This is a genomic window from Bacillus bingmayongensis (assembly GCF_000299035.1).
Lineage (GTDB): Bacteria > Bacillota > Bacilli > Bacillales > Bacillaceae_G > Bacillus_A > Bacillus_A bingmayongensis.
Map to the genome: position 1 here is coordinate 677,845 of NZ_JH921518.1, position 15,379 is coordinate 693,223.

Annotated in this window: 19 protein-coding genes, 1 pseudogene and 1 riboswitch; of the genes and pseudogenes, 5 read left to right on the forward strand and 15 right to left on the reverse strand. The window is 33.9% G+C overall.

Features of this window, described 5'->3' with window-relative positions; genetic code table 11:
- Positions 1 to 496 precede the first annotated feature (496 nt).
- Positions 497 to 814, reverse strand: a complete 318-nt coding sequence (locus Y7E_RS0118065; RefSeq protein WP_017152670.1) for a hypothetical protein — start codon at positions 812 to 814, stop codon at positions 497 to 499.
- 24 nt (positions 815 to 838) lie between these two features.
- A complete protein-coding gene (locus tag Y7E_RS0118070; protein ID WP_017152671.1) occupies positions 839 to 1,033 on the reverse strand; it encodes a hypothetical protein in 195 nt (64 codons plus the stop codon).
- 217 nt (positions 1,034 to 1,250) lie between these two features.
- On the opposite strand from Y7E_RS0118070, the gene Y7E_RS0118075 reads away from it, so the two are divergent.
- Positions 1,251 to 1,829, forward strand: a complete 579-nt coding sequence (locus tag Y7E_RS0118075) for a GNAT family N-acetyltransferase (RefSeq protein WP_017152672.1) — start codon at positions 1,251 to 1,253, stop codon at positions 1,827 to 1,829.
- Positions 1,830 to 1,867: 38 nt separating this feature from the next.
- On the opposite strand, the gene Y7E_RS0118080 is transcribed toward Y7E_RS0118075, so the two are convergent.
- Positions 1,868 to 2,470, reverse strand: coding sequence for a histidine phosphatase family protein (locus tag Y7E_RS0118080; protein ID WP_017152673.1), 603 nt, complete (start codon positions 2,468 to 2,470; stop codon positions 1,868 to 1,870).
- 94 nt (positions 2,471 to 2,564) lie between these two features.
- Positions 2,565 to 2,723 (reverse strand): hypothetical protein, encoded by a 159-nt coding sequence (locus Y7E_RS33695; RefSeq protein ID WP_017152674.1) that lies wholly within the window; start codon positions 2,721 to 2,723, stop codon positions 2,565 to 2,567.
- Positions 2,724 to 2,954: 231 nt separating this feature from the next.
- Between Y7E_RS33695 and Y7E_RS0118090 the strand changes: the two genes are divergently transcribed.
- Complete coding sequence (locus Y7E_RS0118090; protein WP_000683952.1) at positions 2,955 to 3,140, forward strand: YkvS family protein; 186 nt, start codon at positions 2,955 to 2,957, stop codon at positions 3,138 to 3,140.
- 48 nt (positions 3,141 to 3,188) lie between these two features.
- On the opposite strand, the gene queF is transcribed toward Y7E_RS0118090, so the two are convergent.
- From queF to queC, 4 genes are read right to left on the reverse strand one after another with little or no spacing between them, the layout of a single operon-like run.
- On the reverse strand, positions 3,189 to 3,686 hold the full coding sequence (gene queF / locus Y7E_RS0118095; protein ID WP_017152675.1) for a preQ(1) synthase: 498 nt from the start codon (positions 3,684 to 3,686) through the stop codon (positions 3,189 to 3,191).
- Positions 3,687 to 3,724: 38 nt separating this feature from the next.
- On the reverse strand, positions 3,725 to 4,441 hold the full coding sequence (queE, locus tag Y7E_RS0118100) for a 7-carboxy-7-deazaguanine synthase QueE (RefSeq protein WP_017152676.1): 717 nt from the start codon (positions 4,439 to 4,441) through the stop codon (positions 3,725 to 3,727).
- The gene (gene queD / locus Y7E_RS0118105; RefSeq protein ID WP_017152677.1) at positions 4,434 to 4,928 is read right to left on the reverse strand and encodes a 6-carboxytetrahydropterin synthase QueD; all 495 of its coding nucleotides are present in this window, start codon (positions 4,926 to 4,928) and stop codon (positions 4,434 to 4,436) included. Before queD ends, queE begins: the two co-directional genes overlap by 8 nt.
- Entirely contained in the window at positions 4,928 to 5,590 is a 663-nt protein-coding gene (gene queC / locus Y7E_RS0118110) for a 7-cyano-7-deazaguanine synthase QueC (protein ID WP_017152678.1), read from the reverse strand. The genes queD and queC overlap by 1 nt, the downstream gene beginning before the upstream one ends.
- Before the next feature lie 93 nt (positions 5,591 to 5,683).
- Positions 5,684 to 5,727: riboswitch (PreQ1 riboswitch) on the reverse strand.
- 233 nt (positions 5,728 to 5,960) lie between these two features.
- Here queC and Y7E_RS0118115 point away from each other — a divergent pair.
- Complete coding sequence (locus tag Y7E_RS0118115) at positions 5,961 to 7,169, forward strand: ATP-binding protein (RefSeq protein WP_026049262.1); 1,209 nt, start codon at positions 5,961 to 5,963, stop codon at positions 7,167 to 7,169.
- Positions 7,170 to 7,180: 11 nt separating this feature from the next.
- On the opposite strand, the gene Y7E_RS34495 is transcribed toward Y7E_RS0118115, so the two are convergent.
- The 4 genes from Y7E_RS34495 to Y7E_RS0118135 form a co-directional block, all read right to left on the reverse strand.
- Complete coding sequence (locus tag Y7E_RS34495) at positions 7,181 to 7,297, reverse strand: DUF6254 family protein (RefSeq protein WP_000018497.1); 117 nt, start codon at positions 7,295 to 7,297, stop codon at positions 7,181 to 7,183.
- A gap of 280 nt (positions 7,298 to 7,577) precedes the next feature.
- Positions 7,578 to 8,111: a DinB family protein gene (locus Y7E_RS0118125; RefSeq protein ID WP_017152680.1), complete on the reverse strand. Its 534-nt coding sequence runs from the start codon at positions 8,109 to 8,111 to the stop codon at positions 7,578 to 7,580.
- Between the two features lie 140 nt (positions 8,112 to 8,251).
- Complete coding sequence (locus Y7E_RS0118130; RefSeq protein ID WP_017152681.1) at positions 8,252 to 9,946, reverse strand: M3 family oligoendopeptidase; 1,695 nt, start codon at positions 9,944 to 9,946, stop codon at positions 8,252 to 8,254.
- 468 nt (positions 9,947 to 10,414) lie between these two features.
- Positions 10,415 to 10,861 (reverse strand): MarR family winged helix-turn-helix transcriptional regulator, encoded by a 447-nt coding sequence (locus Y7E_RS0118135; RefSeq protein ID WP_017152682.1) that lies wholly within the window; start codon positions 10,859 to 10,861, stop codon positions 10,415 to 10,417.
- A gap of 68 nt (positions 10,862 to 10,929) precedes the next feature.
- On the opposite strand from Y7E_RS0118135, the pseudogene Y7E_RS30060 reads away from it, so the two are divergent.
- Positions 10,930 to 11,757 (forward strand): annotated as a pseudogene (locus tag Y7E_RS30060) (ATP-binding protein); the annotation flags it as partial.
- A 29-nt stretch (positions 11,758 to 11,786) separates the two neighbouring features.
- Here the strand turns inward: Y7E_RS30060 and Y7E_RS0118145 are convergent.
- Positions 11,787 to 12,068, reverse strand: coding sequence for an aspartyl-phosphate phosphatase Spo0E family protein (locus Y7E_RS0118145; protein ID WP_017152684.1), 282 nt, complete (start codon positions 12,066 to 12,068; stop codon positions 11,787 to 11,789).
- A gap of 555 nt (positions 12,069 to 12,623) precedes the next feature.
- Here Y7E_RS0118145 and Y7E_RS0118150 point away from each other — a divergent pair.
- Entirely contained in the window at positions 12,624 to 13,391 is a 768-nt protein-coding gene (locus tag Y7E_RS0118150) for a divergent polysaccharide deacetylase family protein (protein WP_017152685.1), read from the forward strand.
- 60 nt (positions 13,392 to 13,451) lie between these two features.
- On the opposite strand, the gene cbpA is transcribed toward Y7E_RS0118150, so the two are convergent.
- Both cbpA and Y7E_RS0118160 read right to left on the reverse strand, forming a co-directional pair.
- Positions 13,452 to 14,075, reverse strand: a complete 624-nt coding sequence (cbpA, locus tag Y7E_RS0118155; RefSeq protein WP_017152686.1) for a cyclic di-AMP binding protein CbpA — start codon at positions 14,073 to 14,075, stop codon at positions 13,452 to 13,454.
- A gap of 123 nt (positions 14,076 to 14,198) precedes the next feature.
- A complete protein-coding gene (locus Y7E_RS0118160; RefSeq protein WP_017152687.1) occupies positions 14,199 to 14,828 on the reverse strand; it encodes a class II aldolase/adducin family protein in 630 nt (209 codons plus the stop codon).
- Positions 14,829 to 15,379: the final 551 nt, after the last annotated feature.

Sequence of the window (15,379 nt, forward strand, 5' to 3'; positions counted from 1 at the left end):
TATATATTGTATTACGTTTCAAAACAAGACACAAGATATATGTATAAATTCTTTCTTTTTTTAACTTTTACTTTTCGACATAACAAGTCGTTTTTTTTCAATACAAAGACTATGAAACAACATTCTAAAACTCATGTCAATAAAGTGCTTTTCGAAAAAGTTGTCAACGAATTTAACCATTTTCATAAAAATGTTAACAGTATGTTTTGTAAAAAACGATAAATGCTGGAGAAATTTCTTTCTCCAGCATCACACAAAAAAGAACAGACTTGAAATTGTAATCTGTTCGAAACCGGTTACACATTATTCAAATCACACAAGTAAGAAATTCTCTCCCTTGCGGATGAAACATTTATTACATCGAATACATACATATACTTTCTTTTTTGTTACATAATAAAAAATATCATTATTAATGGAAAGGACAATTATTATGGTACACCAATTTATTTGTTAGCGTGCTGAGAATTTTAAAAGGTGGTACACAAAGCGTCACTCATTCGCAATGTTCAATACGTAAAATATCCTTTATAAATAAATGGTGAAAATTCTCGTCTGTATCTTGCATTGTAAAAACTGGTGCTTCTTCATCAAAATATACAACCATTCCCTCTACATATTGATTCATATGCTGAAATTTCACAGTTGCTCGAATTTTAGTTTCTTGCTCATATGCTACTTTCAATTTTTCTATAACTTCTTTCGTACGTTTCCGTTTCTCTGGAAACATAACCATTCCTACGAATCGTTTTCCTGTGCCATCTTTCCACATATAATCCCAGTGCGGTAAAATACCTTGTTTAAATTCTCCCATAATTCTCCTCTCCTTTTCCCTCTATTAAGAACGCGGTGTTTCTGTATATGTATAAATAATTTTCCCGCCGCGCTGTGCATTCCCACTGAAATGTTTAAAATCTTCTCGATTTACTACAACCTCACGAAACGTATAAAATACATCCTTAGTTACAACATACTCTTCTATCTCTCCATTTTTCAGTTGATCTAAAATCGCATTTGCTAATTGTTTATCCATGTATTTCACCTCTCTGCAATATTTTATCCTATCTTCCACAAGTCGACAATGTTAAATTTTTTATATTCACAGCAAATATCATATACTAACATAACGGTTCACCCATACTGGATCTATTCGATATCCAAGATTATCTTATGAAAATTCAGAAATTGATGAATTACTAATTGAAACTTTATTTTATGTTACAATAAGAATGACAACTAGGAGGGATAATATGATTCGGAAAGCAAAGAAGACAGATGCGAAGGTAATATCTCCTTTATTGTATAACGCTCTGCATGAAATTGCTGAAAAGATCACAGGTGCGAAGGTAGAAACAGAAGTATTGACAGGGCTTGAAACTTGGTTTTCAAAAAAAGAAAATCGACTTAGCTACGAGAACTGTTTCGTTGAAGAACAAGATGGCCAAGCAGTTGGAGTTATCGTAGCCTATCATGGCAGCCACGCAGAACAACTAGATACCCCAATTGTAAAACACTTACGAAAAATCCATCAAGATTCATCTATTACGCTAGAAAAAGAAGCTGAGATCGATGAATATTATATTGACACATTATCCGTTTCAAGCGCATACGGCGGACGAGGTATCGGCTCAAAATTGATTCAAGCAGCAGAAAATGATGCCTATGAAAAAGGCTATGAGAAAATTGCATTACTTGTAAATTTAGAAAACAAGCGAGCTTTCTCTTTATATAAAAAACTTGGTTACCAAGAGGATAAAACAGTTATGCTTGTTGGAGAGCCATATGCTCATTTAGTGAAGCCACTATATAAAAAAGCTTTCGTTTCTTAACAAAAAAGCACACGATTCTTCATTGTAATCGTGTGCTTTTATGTTAAATTGGTATTTAGTATATTTCCATTCATCGCTTCATGAAATGTATAATCTGTACAACTCCATGGTTTCCTATGAAAAATAGGGGGCCCAGACCATCCTCTAGCACGCAGCTCAGCTCCAATCATCGTATTAAAATAACTGTGCCCTATGAGCGCAATATGTCCATGAACTAAAGCATATCCAACTAACTTATCAACTGCCTGCTTCGCTCTTCCTTGCGCTTCACGATAAGACTCAACACCTTTAGAATATCCAATCACCCATAATGTGCGCCCAATAAATGTCCATATTTCAGGTTTACACTTCACCCATTTCGGAACAAAGAAGCTAGATGGTACTTCTGCCTCTCGGAAAAGAGAATTTTGTATAAAAGAAAGGGAATTTGTTAATTCTGCAGCTGACTGTACTGCACGTTTTTGATTACTCGTTACAATAAGCTTTGCAGATTCAATTGCTTCAACCGTTTCAATTGGTATGTCTGTACTTTTTTTCATGCCGTCTAAATCGTACCGCTCCACCCAGTTACGAAACGATGATACTGTCATTGGTTCTGTAACATTGTTTAAGCAACCGTGACGAATAAAAGAAATTCGCATCTTCTTCACTCCCCATTTCCCGTTCATCACCTATATTATTATGCACTTTCTCTTATTGTCATCATACCATGGAGAAAGAGAAAGGCATACTTCCTTACATATCTGCACCGCTCTCATGAGTAATAGAAGCATGTACACCATCTAATCCATCAAAATATGTACCTGTTTCATGGCTCCGAATTATTTTTAATTGCTTATATGAAAATAAGAATAAAAAAATCATTATAACACTTCCGACAATTTTAAGTACCATTTTTACCGCCCCCAATTTATTATACCCCTATATACTGATATAAGCACTTCTTTATCCATTCCCTCTCCTACAACAGAAAAATACTTTATACATATCTTACGAAAAATGACTATTTTTTGAAATTTTATCATGGAAACATTTACAAACAGGGGAATATAGTTCAAAATAAAGGGAAATAAAAAAGAACGAACTTGTTCTTTTTTGGTAAAACTGTAACAAGGAGAGTTGCTTATGAAAATCGCAGAAACTGGAGATATTATCGAATTTAAAGGTGGAATGCAAGGCCGTGTTCAAAAAGTAAATAAAAACTCCGTTATTGTCGATATAACAATCATGGAGAATTTTAGAGAACTAGATATGGAACCTCTTACAGTTGTAAATCACAAAAACTATACAGTTATCAATCAACATGCATAATATAATAGAAAAAAAGGATCTGTATGATACATACAAATCCTTTTTTTATTAACGATTATCGATTGTTTCAGGGTATAAATCGTGATTCATCATGCGATATTCTGCCATTTTTTCATATTTTGTACCAGGACGACCATAATTACAATATGGATCAATCGAGATACCACCACGTGGTGTAAATTTCCCCCACACTTCAATATAACGTGGGTCCATTAATTTAATTAAATCATTCATAATAACATTCATACAATCTTCATGAAAATCCCCATGGTTACGGAAACTAAATAAATATAATTTTAATGATTTACTCTCCACCATTTTTTGTTCTGGAATATAGCTAATATAAATCGTTGCAAAATCTGGTTGTCCTGTTTTTGGACATAAACTTGTAAATTCAGGACAGTTAAATTTTACAAAATAATCACGATTTGGATGATTATTATCAAATGTCTCTAAAATTTCTGGGCTATATTCAAATAAATATTTTGTATTTTGATTTCCAAGTAGCGTTACATCTTTTAAATCTTCGTCTAATCTTCCTGCCATTCTGTATACATCCCTTCAATTCAATTCGTAAGCGTTTCTTATACGCCTCGCTTATTTCCCCATACTAACGCATGGAGCTGAGGTAATACTTTTGCATCATTCATCGCTTTGCACTGAACAGCTTTTTCGATGAGCCATTCATATTTTTGCAATAAATTCCTAATAAGCATCGCATCATCCACTGTTTTTGTATCATCATTTCCAACTTGTAAGAAAAATGGTACATGCGGGTAACGCTCATGCACTTTTATCGCATATTCAAAATCGTGATCATCAAACACGACGACTTTTAAACTAAAATCTTTTCCTGCTAATCTTTCAATAACAGAATCTAACATGATAAAATCTGTTTTCATCTGTGAACTTGGCGGCTTTGGCGAGATGGTTACTTCATCAATGCGCAGCAACCATTCTTGCCATTTACTCCCCTGCGTCTCAATAGCGGTACGAATTTTCTTTTCTTGTAATAAAGACAGAAAACCATCTAAATTTTTCAATAGCACTGGATTCCCACCTGAAATTGTTACATGCGAAAAATTTTCTCCACCAATTTCAACAAGTTCACTCCAAATTTCTTCTGGTGTCATTTGTCTAATTTGCTCTTTGGCTGATCCATCCCAAGTAAAGGCAGAATCACACCATGCGCAACTATAATCACATCCTGCTGTGCGGATGAACATCGTCTTCTGTCCAACAACCATTCCTTCACCTTGAATGGTTGGACCGAAGATTTCTAAAACGGGGATTTTACTCACCGATCATCCACTCCCGTCTGACTTCCGCATAACTTATTGGTGTTTCAAATAGACGAACAAATTCAACACGTGCCCCCTTGTATTCATTAGCACGATTCTCTTTTGTAAGTGCTTCAGCCATCTTTTCATAAATCCAAACGACCATATTTTCAGCCGTCGTATTCATCGCTGGTAATGTTTCATTTAAATAACGATGATCTAAATAAATTTCAATTTCATTCTTCCAAATTTCTTTTATATCTCCAAAGTCAATAGCAAGTCCAATCTCATTCACATAACCACTAATACCAAACACAACTTTATATGTGTGACCATGTAAATTTTTACATTTCCCTTCATAACAGTGCAAATGATGCGCTGCATCAAATGTAAATTCCTTACTTACCATCACTCGTTTATTATGATATTTCAGTTGTTCACGTTGAATGTCCTTGTCCACTTTTTGTAAATTTTCTACAATGCGAAATCCAAAAAAATTCTGTTCCATTATATATTCGCTCCTTCGCGTTCTTGTAAATACGTATCTAAACCTGCTTTACGAAGTTTACAAGCTGGACATTCACCGCAGCCATCACCAATTATTCCGTTATAACATGTTAATGTTTTTTCTCTAACAAACTCGAATGCACCAAGTTCATCTGACAATTTCCATGTTTCTGCTTTATCAATCCACATCAGTGGTGTATGAATAACAAATGGATAATCCATAGATAAATTTAAAGTAACGTTTAACGATTTCACAAATACATCACGGCAATCAGGATAACCGCTAAAATCAGTTTCACATACGCCCGTTACAATATGACGTGCTCCAACTTGTTTTGCTAGCACAGCTGCAAATGATAAGAATAGTAAATTCCGTCCATCTACAAATGTTGATGGCAATTTACCTTCTTCATGTGTAATCTCCATATCCGTTCTCGTTAACGCATTTGGAGCAAGTTGATTTAATAAGCTCATATCAAGTACTGTGTGTTTAATTCCTAACTCTTTCGCAATGTCAGCCGCACAATCAATTTCTAACTTATGACGTTGGTTATAATTAAACGTCACCGCTTCTACTTCTGCAAACTGCTGCATTGCCCAAAATAAACATGTTGTACTATCTTGGCCACCACTAAAAACGACAACTGCTTTTTCTTTTTTCATCTCACTCATTCTCCTTCTCTACTACGAATAAGAAGAAAGAACGTTCTTGAACTGTCACAATAAAAAAACAAAACAATACCTAAGGATATTGTTGTTTCCATAGTTTTTTATAGAGGGAGTTCGCGAACCTCTCCCATGTTATACATGGAATTTCTTCTTTCATTGACAACACATATTGTAACATACTGTATCTCTCTCGGAAAAACTTCTGATTTTTCTGTTTTTTGATGGAATTCAGATTCATTTTCTTGTATTTTAATAGTATGATTATACTTAATTAATACCATACACATGAGAATAGCGAGGGGGCATAAAACTGAAGCTCTTTATCATTCACCTCTTTTTAAACATATTATTGATTCTCGTTATAATGCTAGTATATCACCTATTTTGGAATCAAAAAGGCAAGCATTCACCTAAACTAAATTCAATTATATTTATATTACTTTGTAGTACTACCACAATACTTTGCATTTTTTTTGCAGCCAAAACGAATACTGGATTTCAATTTGATATGCGTCATATTGTATTAATTGTTGGCACATTAACAGGAGGGCCTATTGCCGGTGGAGCTGTTTTAGTTGTATTAAACGTATACCGTTTCTTAATAGGAGGAATGGGGATCATTCCATCCGCCATTGGCTCCATTCTCTTATATATTGTTTTACTTTTCACATATAAATTTTTTAACAAAGGTTCTAATCATATAAAACTTATGCTTGCTATTTTATATAGTCTTACATACGGATTCGTTTGGGTCTCTGTGTTCCTTATCAAAGTGTCTAATTCTGAAGACTATCTCCCTCATATTATTGCGTATCAACTATGCGCAACAATGGGTACAATTCTTATTCTCTATTTATTGAACATACTTCAATTGCAAGTTCGTTTACAAGAAGAACTTATTAATGCTGAAAAATTTCATCTTATTGGAGAAATGGCTGCTTCTATTTCCCATGAAATTCGTAATCCTTTGACTTCAACAAAAGGTTTTTTACAACTTCTACATTCTGACGAATGCTCTGAAAAAGATCGAAAATTATACACAGAAATAGCTATACATGGGATTGAACAAGCAAATCATGTTCTCACAGATTATTTAACATTTGCAAAACCAAGTATTGAAAAAGAACAAGTATTACAATTAGAAGATGAATTGCTTCATGCACTATCTCTTATTACGCCATTAGCTAATTTATCAAATGTCCGCATACACTATCTAAAACAAAGTAGCGATTTTCTTATTACTGGTGAAAAACAGAAATTTAATCAATGTTTGTTAAATATTCTAAAAAACTGTATTGAAGCCATGCCTAAAGGTGGCGATCTTATCCTCACACTAGTTCCCGACCATAAGCATATTCAATTGTATATAAAAGACAATGGAATCGGCATGGATACAGAACAAATAAAGCGCCTTGGCTCTCCATTCTATTCTACAAAAGAGAAAGGAACTGGACTTGGGATGATGGTTGTATTCAGCGTCATCAAAGCAATGGGCGGAAAAATCGATATTACAAGTGAAAAAGGTATTGGTACAACCTTCCTACTAACCTTTCCACTCATACAAAAAACGTGATGAAAATTTCATCACGTTTTTTCTGTTTCATCAACAAGTTCGGCAAAAGTCTTTACTTTCCCATGCGGTTTTTGATTTTCTTTTCGTGCCTTCCAACTACGCTCTTGTTCTTTTTTCTTGTGTGACATGCTTTCAACTCCTTCGTATGCTCTCTATGTATTATTCCAAAATAAGAGATAAAAATATGCATCAATCCAGCTTCTTCATCCTCCACCAATAATTATCCCTCATTAATCAGGATTTTATAGAAAGTTTATCCCCCACCTAGCTTCTTTTTCAGAATCTTGGTGCATGAGTATTATTACTTACTGCCTGCAAATAGCAGGATAAAATAAAAGAAGCGAGATAACTACTAACTCGCTTCTTCTATTTATTACATATAGTTCCCAAATGAATAGGTACTTTTCTTTATCTTTGCAAAATCGCATATTTCGCTTCTTTTAACTGTGTAAGATGGCGCTGTTCATGTAAATCAAGGAATTGAATCCATTGATATAAATTAAGTTCCTGAAACACAGGGTGTTTTAACGAATTTTCAAACAATTCTTTTTCATCTATAATACTGTGCAATGTATGCAATAATTCTGCTCGTGAATGTTCAAGTAATTGAATTATTTGTTGTTTTTTCATTAATGTCTCTGTTGGTTGCATTTGCTGAGGAGCTTCTCGTTTATGTGTTCGATCAAGAGTAAGTTGGAGATCTTTGAGTGGGACTACTTTTCTGTCTTTTTTCTGTAAAGCATACACCAGAGCTGATGTAACAGATTGTTCAACTAAGTGCAGATGATGCAAAATTTGAGTGATACTCCATTTATCACGACGCGGTTTTACATTTACTTCCGTATCATTTAACATCTCAATTTCTGATAATAGGGTGTTTCTTGTAGATTGTAACGATTGCAGCACAGTTTCCAAACTAACATTCATATTAGATTGAAGCATAATTCTCCCCCCTCTTTTTTGGTGAAAAGAGGCGCTTCTAATTTAGAAACACCCCTTTAAATAAATCTGAATTTTCTTATATTATCTCATTATTTTATGAATGTGTCGATTATAAAATATGAAAAAACCAAGGTTGATTTTTACAATTTTGTGTCGTCCACTGCATGTAACCATGATTGAATCTCATTGATTACACCTTGCACACACCCATCTGTAAATGGAGATGTCAAATTCGCACCTTCTACTAATTGTAAGAAAGATTGACTTCCGCCCTTCTGGCAAAGGTTCACATAGTCTTCCCACGCTTCTTGTCTATTGTCTCTTGCTCGCTTCCAAAATTGCAGTGCACAAATTTGAGCCAATGTATAATCAATATAATAGAAAGGTGAGCTATAAATATGTCCTTGGCGTTGCCAGAAACCACCACGTTCTAAATAATCATTATCTTCATAGTCTCGATGTGGTAAGTACTTTCTTTCAATATTACGCCATGCTGCTTTGCGTTCCTCTGGAGATACTTCTGGATTTTCATATACATAATGTTGATATTCGTCGACCGATACACCGTATGGTAAAAATAGAAGTGCTGAACTTAAATGAGAGAAATAATATTTATCCGTATCTCCCTCAAAGAATAATTTCATCCATGGCCATGTGAAAAATTCCATACTCATAGAATGAATTTCACACGCTTCATACGTTGGCCAATTGTACTCTGGAATTTCAAACTTACGGCTCTCATATACTTGAAAAGCATGACCTGCTTCGTGTGTTAACACATCAATATCACCTGATGTTCCATTAAAGTTCGAGAAAATAAACGGTGCTTTATAATTTTCAATATATGTACAATAACCGCCGCCAGCTTTTCCTTTTTTTGCAACTAAATCTAATAATTCATTGTCTAACATAAAGTTAAAGAATTCATCTGTTTCTTTTGATAATTCTTTATACATCGTCTTTCCATGATTAATAATCCACTCCGCATCTCCCTTTGGAGTTGGATTACCTGTTGCATATTCAAAACTCTCATCATAGTAAGCCAGTTTTTCTACACCGATGCGTGCTTTTTGTCTATTTCGTAATTCTGTTGCAACCGGAACGATGTAATCTAGTACTTGTTTACGATAATTCGCCACCATTTCCGCATTATAATCTGTGCGATACATTCTTGCATATCCAAGTTCAACAAAGTTTTTAAAACCAAGTGCTTGAGCAATCTTCGTTCTTACTTTTACAAGTTCATCATAAATACGGTCTAACTCTTCTTCATGCTCTGCTAAAAAACCGTAGTACGCTTCACTTGCTCTTTTACGCATATCCCTATCTGTATGTTGCATAAAAGGCCCAAGTTCTGATAAAGTTCTTTCTTCTCCTTCAAAATCAATTTTTGCAGCAGCTAAAAGTTGTGTATACTGCGAAGATAATTTATTTTCCAATTGTAAATCTTTCACAATTTCATCTGAATATGTTTTCAAATCACATTCTGCTAAAGCAAATAACTGTTTCCCATAATAAGCCTCCAGCTCATCCCGAAACGGAGAATTCATCAATGCTTTATAATATTTCGTTCCATATCCTTGTACAATCGGAGAATACTCATCAAAGAAATCTTGTTCTTTCTTATAAAATTCATCTGTTGTATCAACAGAATGACGAATATAACAAATATTTCCCATTGTACCAAAGTCATTGCGAATCTCATTAATTAAACCAATTACTTGCTTTTGCTCTTCCACTGTCTTTGCATTCTCAAATTGTTCTAAAGCTGCAGTAAATTTTTCTTGTAACTCTTCTGTATTCGGGCGTTTATATTCATAGTTCTGAAACGACATGAACACTCCTCCTCTCGATTATATGTACCCTTACTATATTTCCATTTCCCTTTCTAAATTCCCTTTTATTTTTCATCAAAATTCGTCAGAAGCTGTAACATTCATTCCACACTTCTTCTTGAGCTGTAAATATATACGAAAGAAAGTGCAACTTCCATTTCAAGGGAATTCTTCATCCCCACTGATTATTATCCCTCCCGAATCGGGCTTTTACGGACAGTTAATGCGGTATACACAAAAAAGCCTTTGATTATTTCACATCGAAAGCTTTTTACACATGTTATATAAACTCACTTTGATTTTTCAACATATAATCCCCTGCTTCACATAACAAAAGATGACCTGCACTCGTTTTCTCTCTTTGTTTTCACTTGGCATGGGGCTGACCGCTTCTATACATGGCCGTATGCTCTCTCCCATCAAAAAAGAAAGGTTTTCTGTCGTTTTTTCAATTTGTACTTATACATATCACTTTTCATATTTCCCAACTTTTTTAAGTAAAGATAACAATTCATTTTTCTCGTCTTTTGTTAACATTTCAAAGGAATCATGTATAACTTTTTCATGATTTGGAAAAATAGACGCGATGAAGGTCTCTCCTTCCCCTGTCAACTGTGCATATATAACACGACGATCATTCGGGCATGGAATTCGTTTTACAAGTCCCTTTTTTTCTAACTTATCGACAACATACGTAATACTTCCACTTGCAATTAAAATACGCTCCCCAATTTGTTGAAGTGGCTGACTGCCTTTATGATATAGCAATTCTAACACAGCAAACTCAGTTGGATTTAGTCCGTTACTTTGTATTGATTTATTTGTAGTATTCATAACAAAGCGGTGCACACGCGATAGTGCAATAAACACTTTTAAAGATTGAGAAATATCTTCTCGCTCATCATTCGATTTCATACGATTTCAACCCTTCACTTAAATTCACAAAGATTCGAGACAACCTATCAAATAAAAAGGTTATCCATAACTGGCAAGTTTCCGTTTCTCCATTACCTATTCATAAAACAACTTTATACCAAACGGTTATGGTAGAATCTCTCATTACTTTATTTTTAATGACGATTTTATTTTTACTCGTTCAATATATTTTACTGAAACGCCAAACAAAATTGGAGAGACAACAAAATGAAATACAAAAAATTGAATTAGTTGGTACTTTTGCAGCTAGTACAGCTCACGAAATCCGGAATCCACTTACCGGCATTAAAGATCTCGTAACAATCTTAAAAGAAACACACACTCAAGAACAAGACCAATTTTATTTTTCTGTTATTGAACAAGAAATAGAACGTATCAATGAAATTGTTAGCGAATTTCTTATTCTTGGCAAACCAGCAGCGATTATTGAAAAAAAGTATGATGTAAGAGATATTATTAAAGAGGTATCATTAATTATTCAATCGGAAGCACATTTGTATAATATTATATTTACCTTGCAGTTACCAGACCATCCTGTTCATATCCGTTGCTCAAAAGATCATATGAAACAAGTGGTTTTAAATATTACAAAAAATGCAATTGAAGCTATGTCATCTGGTGGTATATTAACAATTCAGGTAACCAGTAATAAAGAACACGCGCAATTACAAATTGTTGACACAGGAAAAGGTATTCCAGAGCATATTAAAAAACACCTCTTTCATCCGTTCTTTACTAGTAAAGATACCGGAACAGGTCTTGGCCTTGTCATATGCAAACGAATTATAGAAATGTATGATGGACAAATTGTCATTGATAGCAAAGAAAATAAAGGAACCACTGTCCATATAAAACTTCCATTAGATCCCGCATAATTATCCTTCTCTAAGGAGGGTAATTATGTTTATTTCATAAAAGCAGTCACAAACATTTTCCAAAAAGCACTTGATTTCCCTTCATATTCTATTTGAAAAAAAGGTATCTTCATAAATGTTAACCATCTTGGTGTTTGCTGTTCTTTATAGCGTTGATACTGTAAAATAAGCTTGTCCAATTCTTGACTCACTTGAATTGTTTCCGTACTGTTTAATCCGTTTGTTAAACCTAAACGAATCATTTCTTCACGTTTCATATGAATATCACGCGAAAGCTTTTCCATTGTGTACTTCCGTTTTGCTGTAAACATCCATATCCCCCTCATTATTCTTCCATACTCTCTACTTCATTTTCACTCCATACATTCAGGCTGCAAATGTATATTTCATTTGAATTGGAATACTCAGAATTTTTAACATTTTCTCCCTGTAATTTACAAATCTTTATCCTCACTTTGAGAATTATTACAAATTATTCTATCTTTGTAAATACATTCGCAATAATAGACATTTTTTTCATGTTATTTTTTTCAAATGACAAATAAACACTGATTTTTAAATTTTTGATTTACGTTACTTCGACATTTTTCTCGTTTAATTTATCTAAAAAACGCAAATCATAATTATAGATTTGCGTTTCCATTTTCACAAATAAAGTAGTCTACCCTATTTCATTGGAAAAAGATAAATTTCCTATAAAGAGAAACTTCCCTCACGAATTGGGCTTTTACGGGCAGTCCGCTCCCCACCTAACTTCTTTGCTTTCGCTGAATTTGGAGGTGGGGTCTTACTGCCCACGAATAACGGGATAAACTTGATGGAGTTATACTTACAACCAATCACTCAATCAGAAAGGAACTTCTTATATGCGTAAACATATCATTACTTTTTTTATTTCATTATCTATTGTCATTTTTCCTCTTCAAACGTATGCTCATACAAATAAGGTCGCCATTGTAATCGATGACTTTGGAAATAATATGAAGGGAACTGAAAGGATGCTATCCCTTCCTATTCCACTTACTGTAGCCGTTATGCCCTTTCTTCCATCTACAAAACAAGATGCTGTAGCTGCACATAAAAAAGGCCATGAAGTCATTATTCATATGCCCATGGAGCCTATTAAAGGAAAGAAAGAATGGCTTGGCCCTAAAGCCATTACAACTGATTTAAGTGATCATGAAATTGAAGATCGGATTGAACAAGCGATCCAAGAAGTGCCACATGCAATCGGGATGAACAATCATATGGGCTCGAAAGTAACAGCTAATGAAAGAATTATGCGAATCATACTATCAGTATGTAAAAAGCATGGGCTATTTTACTTAGATAGTAAAACAAATCCCGATAGCGTAGTACCAAAAATCGGAAAAGAATTAGGAGTTCCTATCGTAGAAAACCAATTATTCTTTGATGACGTTTATACATCATCTCATATTACAAAGCAAGCACAGGTACTCTTGCAAAGAATTAAAGAAAAACCTGTCGTAGTAGCAATTGGTCATGTAGGCCCTCCTGGGGAAATTACTTCTCGTATTATTGAGTCCACCATTCCTAGAGTACGTGAACATGCAGACTTTATTTTCTTATCCGATCTTGCCCTCTCACCACCACCTGTTTCCAAACAAAAATAGAGAACAGCTATATGCTGTTCTCTATTTTTTATACTGCTCTTACACCAATGTGTAATAACCTCATATATGATCTATATGACTAACGCGAAACCCTTTTTTCTCTATTTTTGCAATTAATGTTTCTAATGCTTTTTCACTTAAGTCATCTGTAATGTTCACAATCACACGCCGAATATATTGATCACCATTGTCCAATGTAAATAATCCACCAATATGGTAAGACCTGAACAACGTTCCTAACTCTTTAATTGTTCCCTTACAATCTTGCGTTGCGATTGTTATTATATAACCACCTGTTTGCATTCCAAATGAATCTTCAATGACATCAAATATATTAGAATGTGTTAAAATACCAACAAATTCATTGTACTCATTCAATACAGCTAAAAATGGAAGACGCCTGATTACATAAAAAGCCCGAAAAAAAGAATCCTTTTCAAAAATAAATGCAGATTTATCTTCCATAATATCTTCCACACATATATCCTCTAAACCTTCATTACATTTACGTTCTAAAATATCTACTTTATAAATAATCCCTTTAAATCTCTTCTCATCTTCTGCGAGCACAGGAATCGCTCTATATCCCTTCTCGTTCATAATTTTTAACGCCTGTTCCCCCGAATCATTCCCCTTACAAAATGTCACCTGTTGTTTCGGCAGAAAATGATATTTAACTCGCAAAATACGTTCCTCCTCACATGACGACATGTAATCTATATATAATAAGGAGATCCATATTTTATGAGTAGAATTACTTTTTAAAACGCTTTCATTTATTAATTCACATGTAACCGAAAATTCTCTTTACATAACTGAACTCTTCGTTCCTTTAATCATTAATAATTTCACGTGATAGTTCATTAAATATTCTAAACCTTCTAGCCATTTTTTCGTCTCTTCTGGAGTACTTCCCCATACAATCATTCCATAATTATGAACGAGTACCGCACCGCCACCTTCTACAAAACTCGGAACTTGATCCTCTAATAAATCAGCAAATTTCTTTTCATTTTCTACAATTGGAATTGTAATCTCTGTAATACCTTCTTTTCCAAAAACACGCTCTACACTACGCTTTTCAAATGTAACGATTCCTTCTTTTCCATATAACTCTGACATTAAATGACTATCTACAGTTTGGACTTGTAAAATACATTCCGCTTTACTTTTTTTATAAATATCAGCATGCATAAACGATTCAACAGCTGGTTTTTCATCGGTTTCGAATACTGGCTCACACATATTATTAACGACAATGAAGTCTTCTTCTGCAAATAAGCCTTTATCTCTTCCTTCAATATTTACTAAAAATGTTAATGGTTCTTGTGTTGTCCGCATAGATAAACTAATTTTTGTACCATAAAACCAATCACGAAGAGCTAATTCCATTTTTATATCTTTCAGCTCTTTCCATTTCTTTAAAAAAAATAACATTTCGTCACCCCCATGAGAATATCACTATAATGATTTAGTCATTTCTATGTAAAAGAAGTATTTTTTGATTATTCTAAAAATTTAATTGAATTATCACATGAGAATCTCTTTTTGTCAATACGATTTCTGCGTCCACTTGAAATTTAGGCAAATGTCACACAACAAAAAAAGCTCTTTCACAGAGCCTTTTTGTTTATCATTTGAAGCATCTCACTCTTTTCTTGTTCATTAATAATACCGAGCTTTTGTAATACATTCGCATACAATATAAGTTTATTATACAAGCGTTCCGACACCTCTTCCCCTTCTTTCCTCCAGTCAACTTTTTTTCTATTGGTAAATTATATGAAGGAAACCGAAAAATGTGTCCACTTTTTGCACTGATGCAAAACTTTTTAAATCCTCTCTCATCACTATATCTCCATTTCAATTTTCCAACATATAAGTCGCTGTTATGAAGAACAAAAGGTAACCTGCGCTCGTTTTCTCTCCTTGTTTTCACTTGGTATAGAGATAAATTGAAACTTTAATCAATGGGCGTTTTCTTCATC

Excerpts from the sequence above, each read along its gene's own strand:
- Y7E_RS33695 (WP_017152674.1), bottom strand. The coding sequence starts at position 2,723 with ATGGTACTTAAAATTGTCGGAAGTGTTATAATGATTTTTTTATTCTTA.
- Y7E_RS0118075 (WP_017152672.1), top strand. The coding sequence starts at position 1,251 with ATGATTCGGAAAGCAAAGAAGACAGATGCGAAGGTAATATCTCCTTTA.
- Y7E_RS34495 (WP_000018497.1), bottom strand. The coding sequence starts at position 7,297 with ATGTCACACAAGAAAAAAGAACAAGAGCGTAGTTGGAAGGCACGAAAA.
- Y7E_RS0118130 (WP_017152681.1), bottom strand. The coding sequence starts at position 9,946 with ATGTCGTTTCAGAACTATGAATATAAACGCCCGAATACAGAAGAGTTA.
- Y7E_RS0118070 (WP_017152671.1), bottom strand. The coding sequence starts at position 1,033 with ATGGATAAACAATTAGCAAATGCGATTTTAGATCAACTGAAAAATGGA.
- Y7E_RS0118080 (WP_017152673.1), bottom strand. The coding sequence starts at position 2,470 with ATGCGAATTTCTTTTATTCGTCACGGTTGCTTAAACAATGTTACAGAA.
- Y7E_RS0118135 (WP_017152682.1), bottom strand. The coding sequence starts at position 10,861 with ATGAAATCGAATGATGAGCGAGAAGATATTTCTCAATCTTTAAAAGTG.
- Y7E_RS0118065 (WP_017152670.1), bottom strand. The coding sequence starts at position 814 with ATGGGAGAATTTAAACAAGGTATTTTACCGCACTGGGATTATATGTGG.
- Y7E_RS0118160 (WP_017152687.1), bottom strand. The coding sequence starts at position 14,828 with ATGTTATTTTTTTTAAAGAAATGGAAAGAGCTGAAAGATATAAAAATG.
- Y7E_RS0118125 (WP_017152680.1), bottom strand. The coding sequence starts at position 8,111 with ATGCTTCAATCTAATATGAATGTTAGTTTGGAAACTGTGCTGCAATCG.
- Y7E_RS0118145 (WP_017152684.1), bottom strand. The coding sequence starts at position 12,068 with ATGTTTACAGCAAAACGGAAGTACACAATGGAAAAGCTTTCGCGTGAT.
- queD (WP_017152677.1), bottom strand. The coding sequence starts at position 4,928 with ATGGAACAGAATTTTTTTGGATTTCGCATTGTAGAAAATTTACAAAAA.
- Y7E_RS0118115 (WP_026049262.1), top strand. The coding sequence starts at position 5,961 with ATGCTAGTATATCACCTATTTTGGAATCAAAAAGGCAAGCATTCACCT.
- Y7E_RS0118090 (WP_000683952.1), top strand. The coding sequence starts at position 2,955 with ATGAAAATCGCAGAAACTGGAGATATTATCGAATTTAAAGGTGGAATG.
- Y7E_RS0118150 (WP_017152685.1), top strand. The coding sequence starts at position 12,624 with ATGCGTAAACATATCATTACTTTTTTTATTTCATTATCTATTGTCATT.
- queC (WP_017152678.1), bottom strand. The coding sequence starts at position 5,590 with ATGAAAAAAGAAAAAGCAGTTGTCGTTTTTAGTGGTGGCCAAGATAGT.
- queF (WP_017152675.1), bottom strand. The coding sequence starts at position 3,686 with ATGGCAGGAAGATTAGACGAAGATTTAAAAGATGTAACGCTACTTGGA.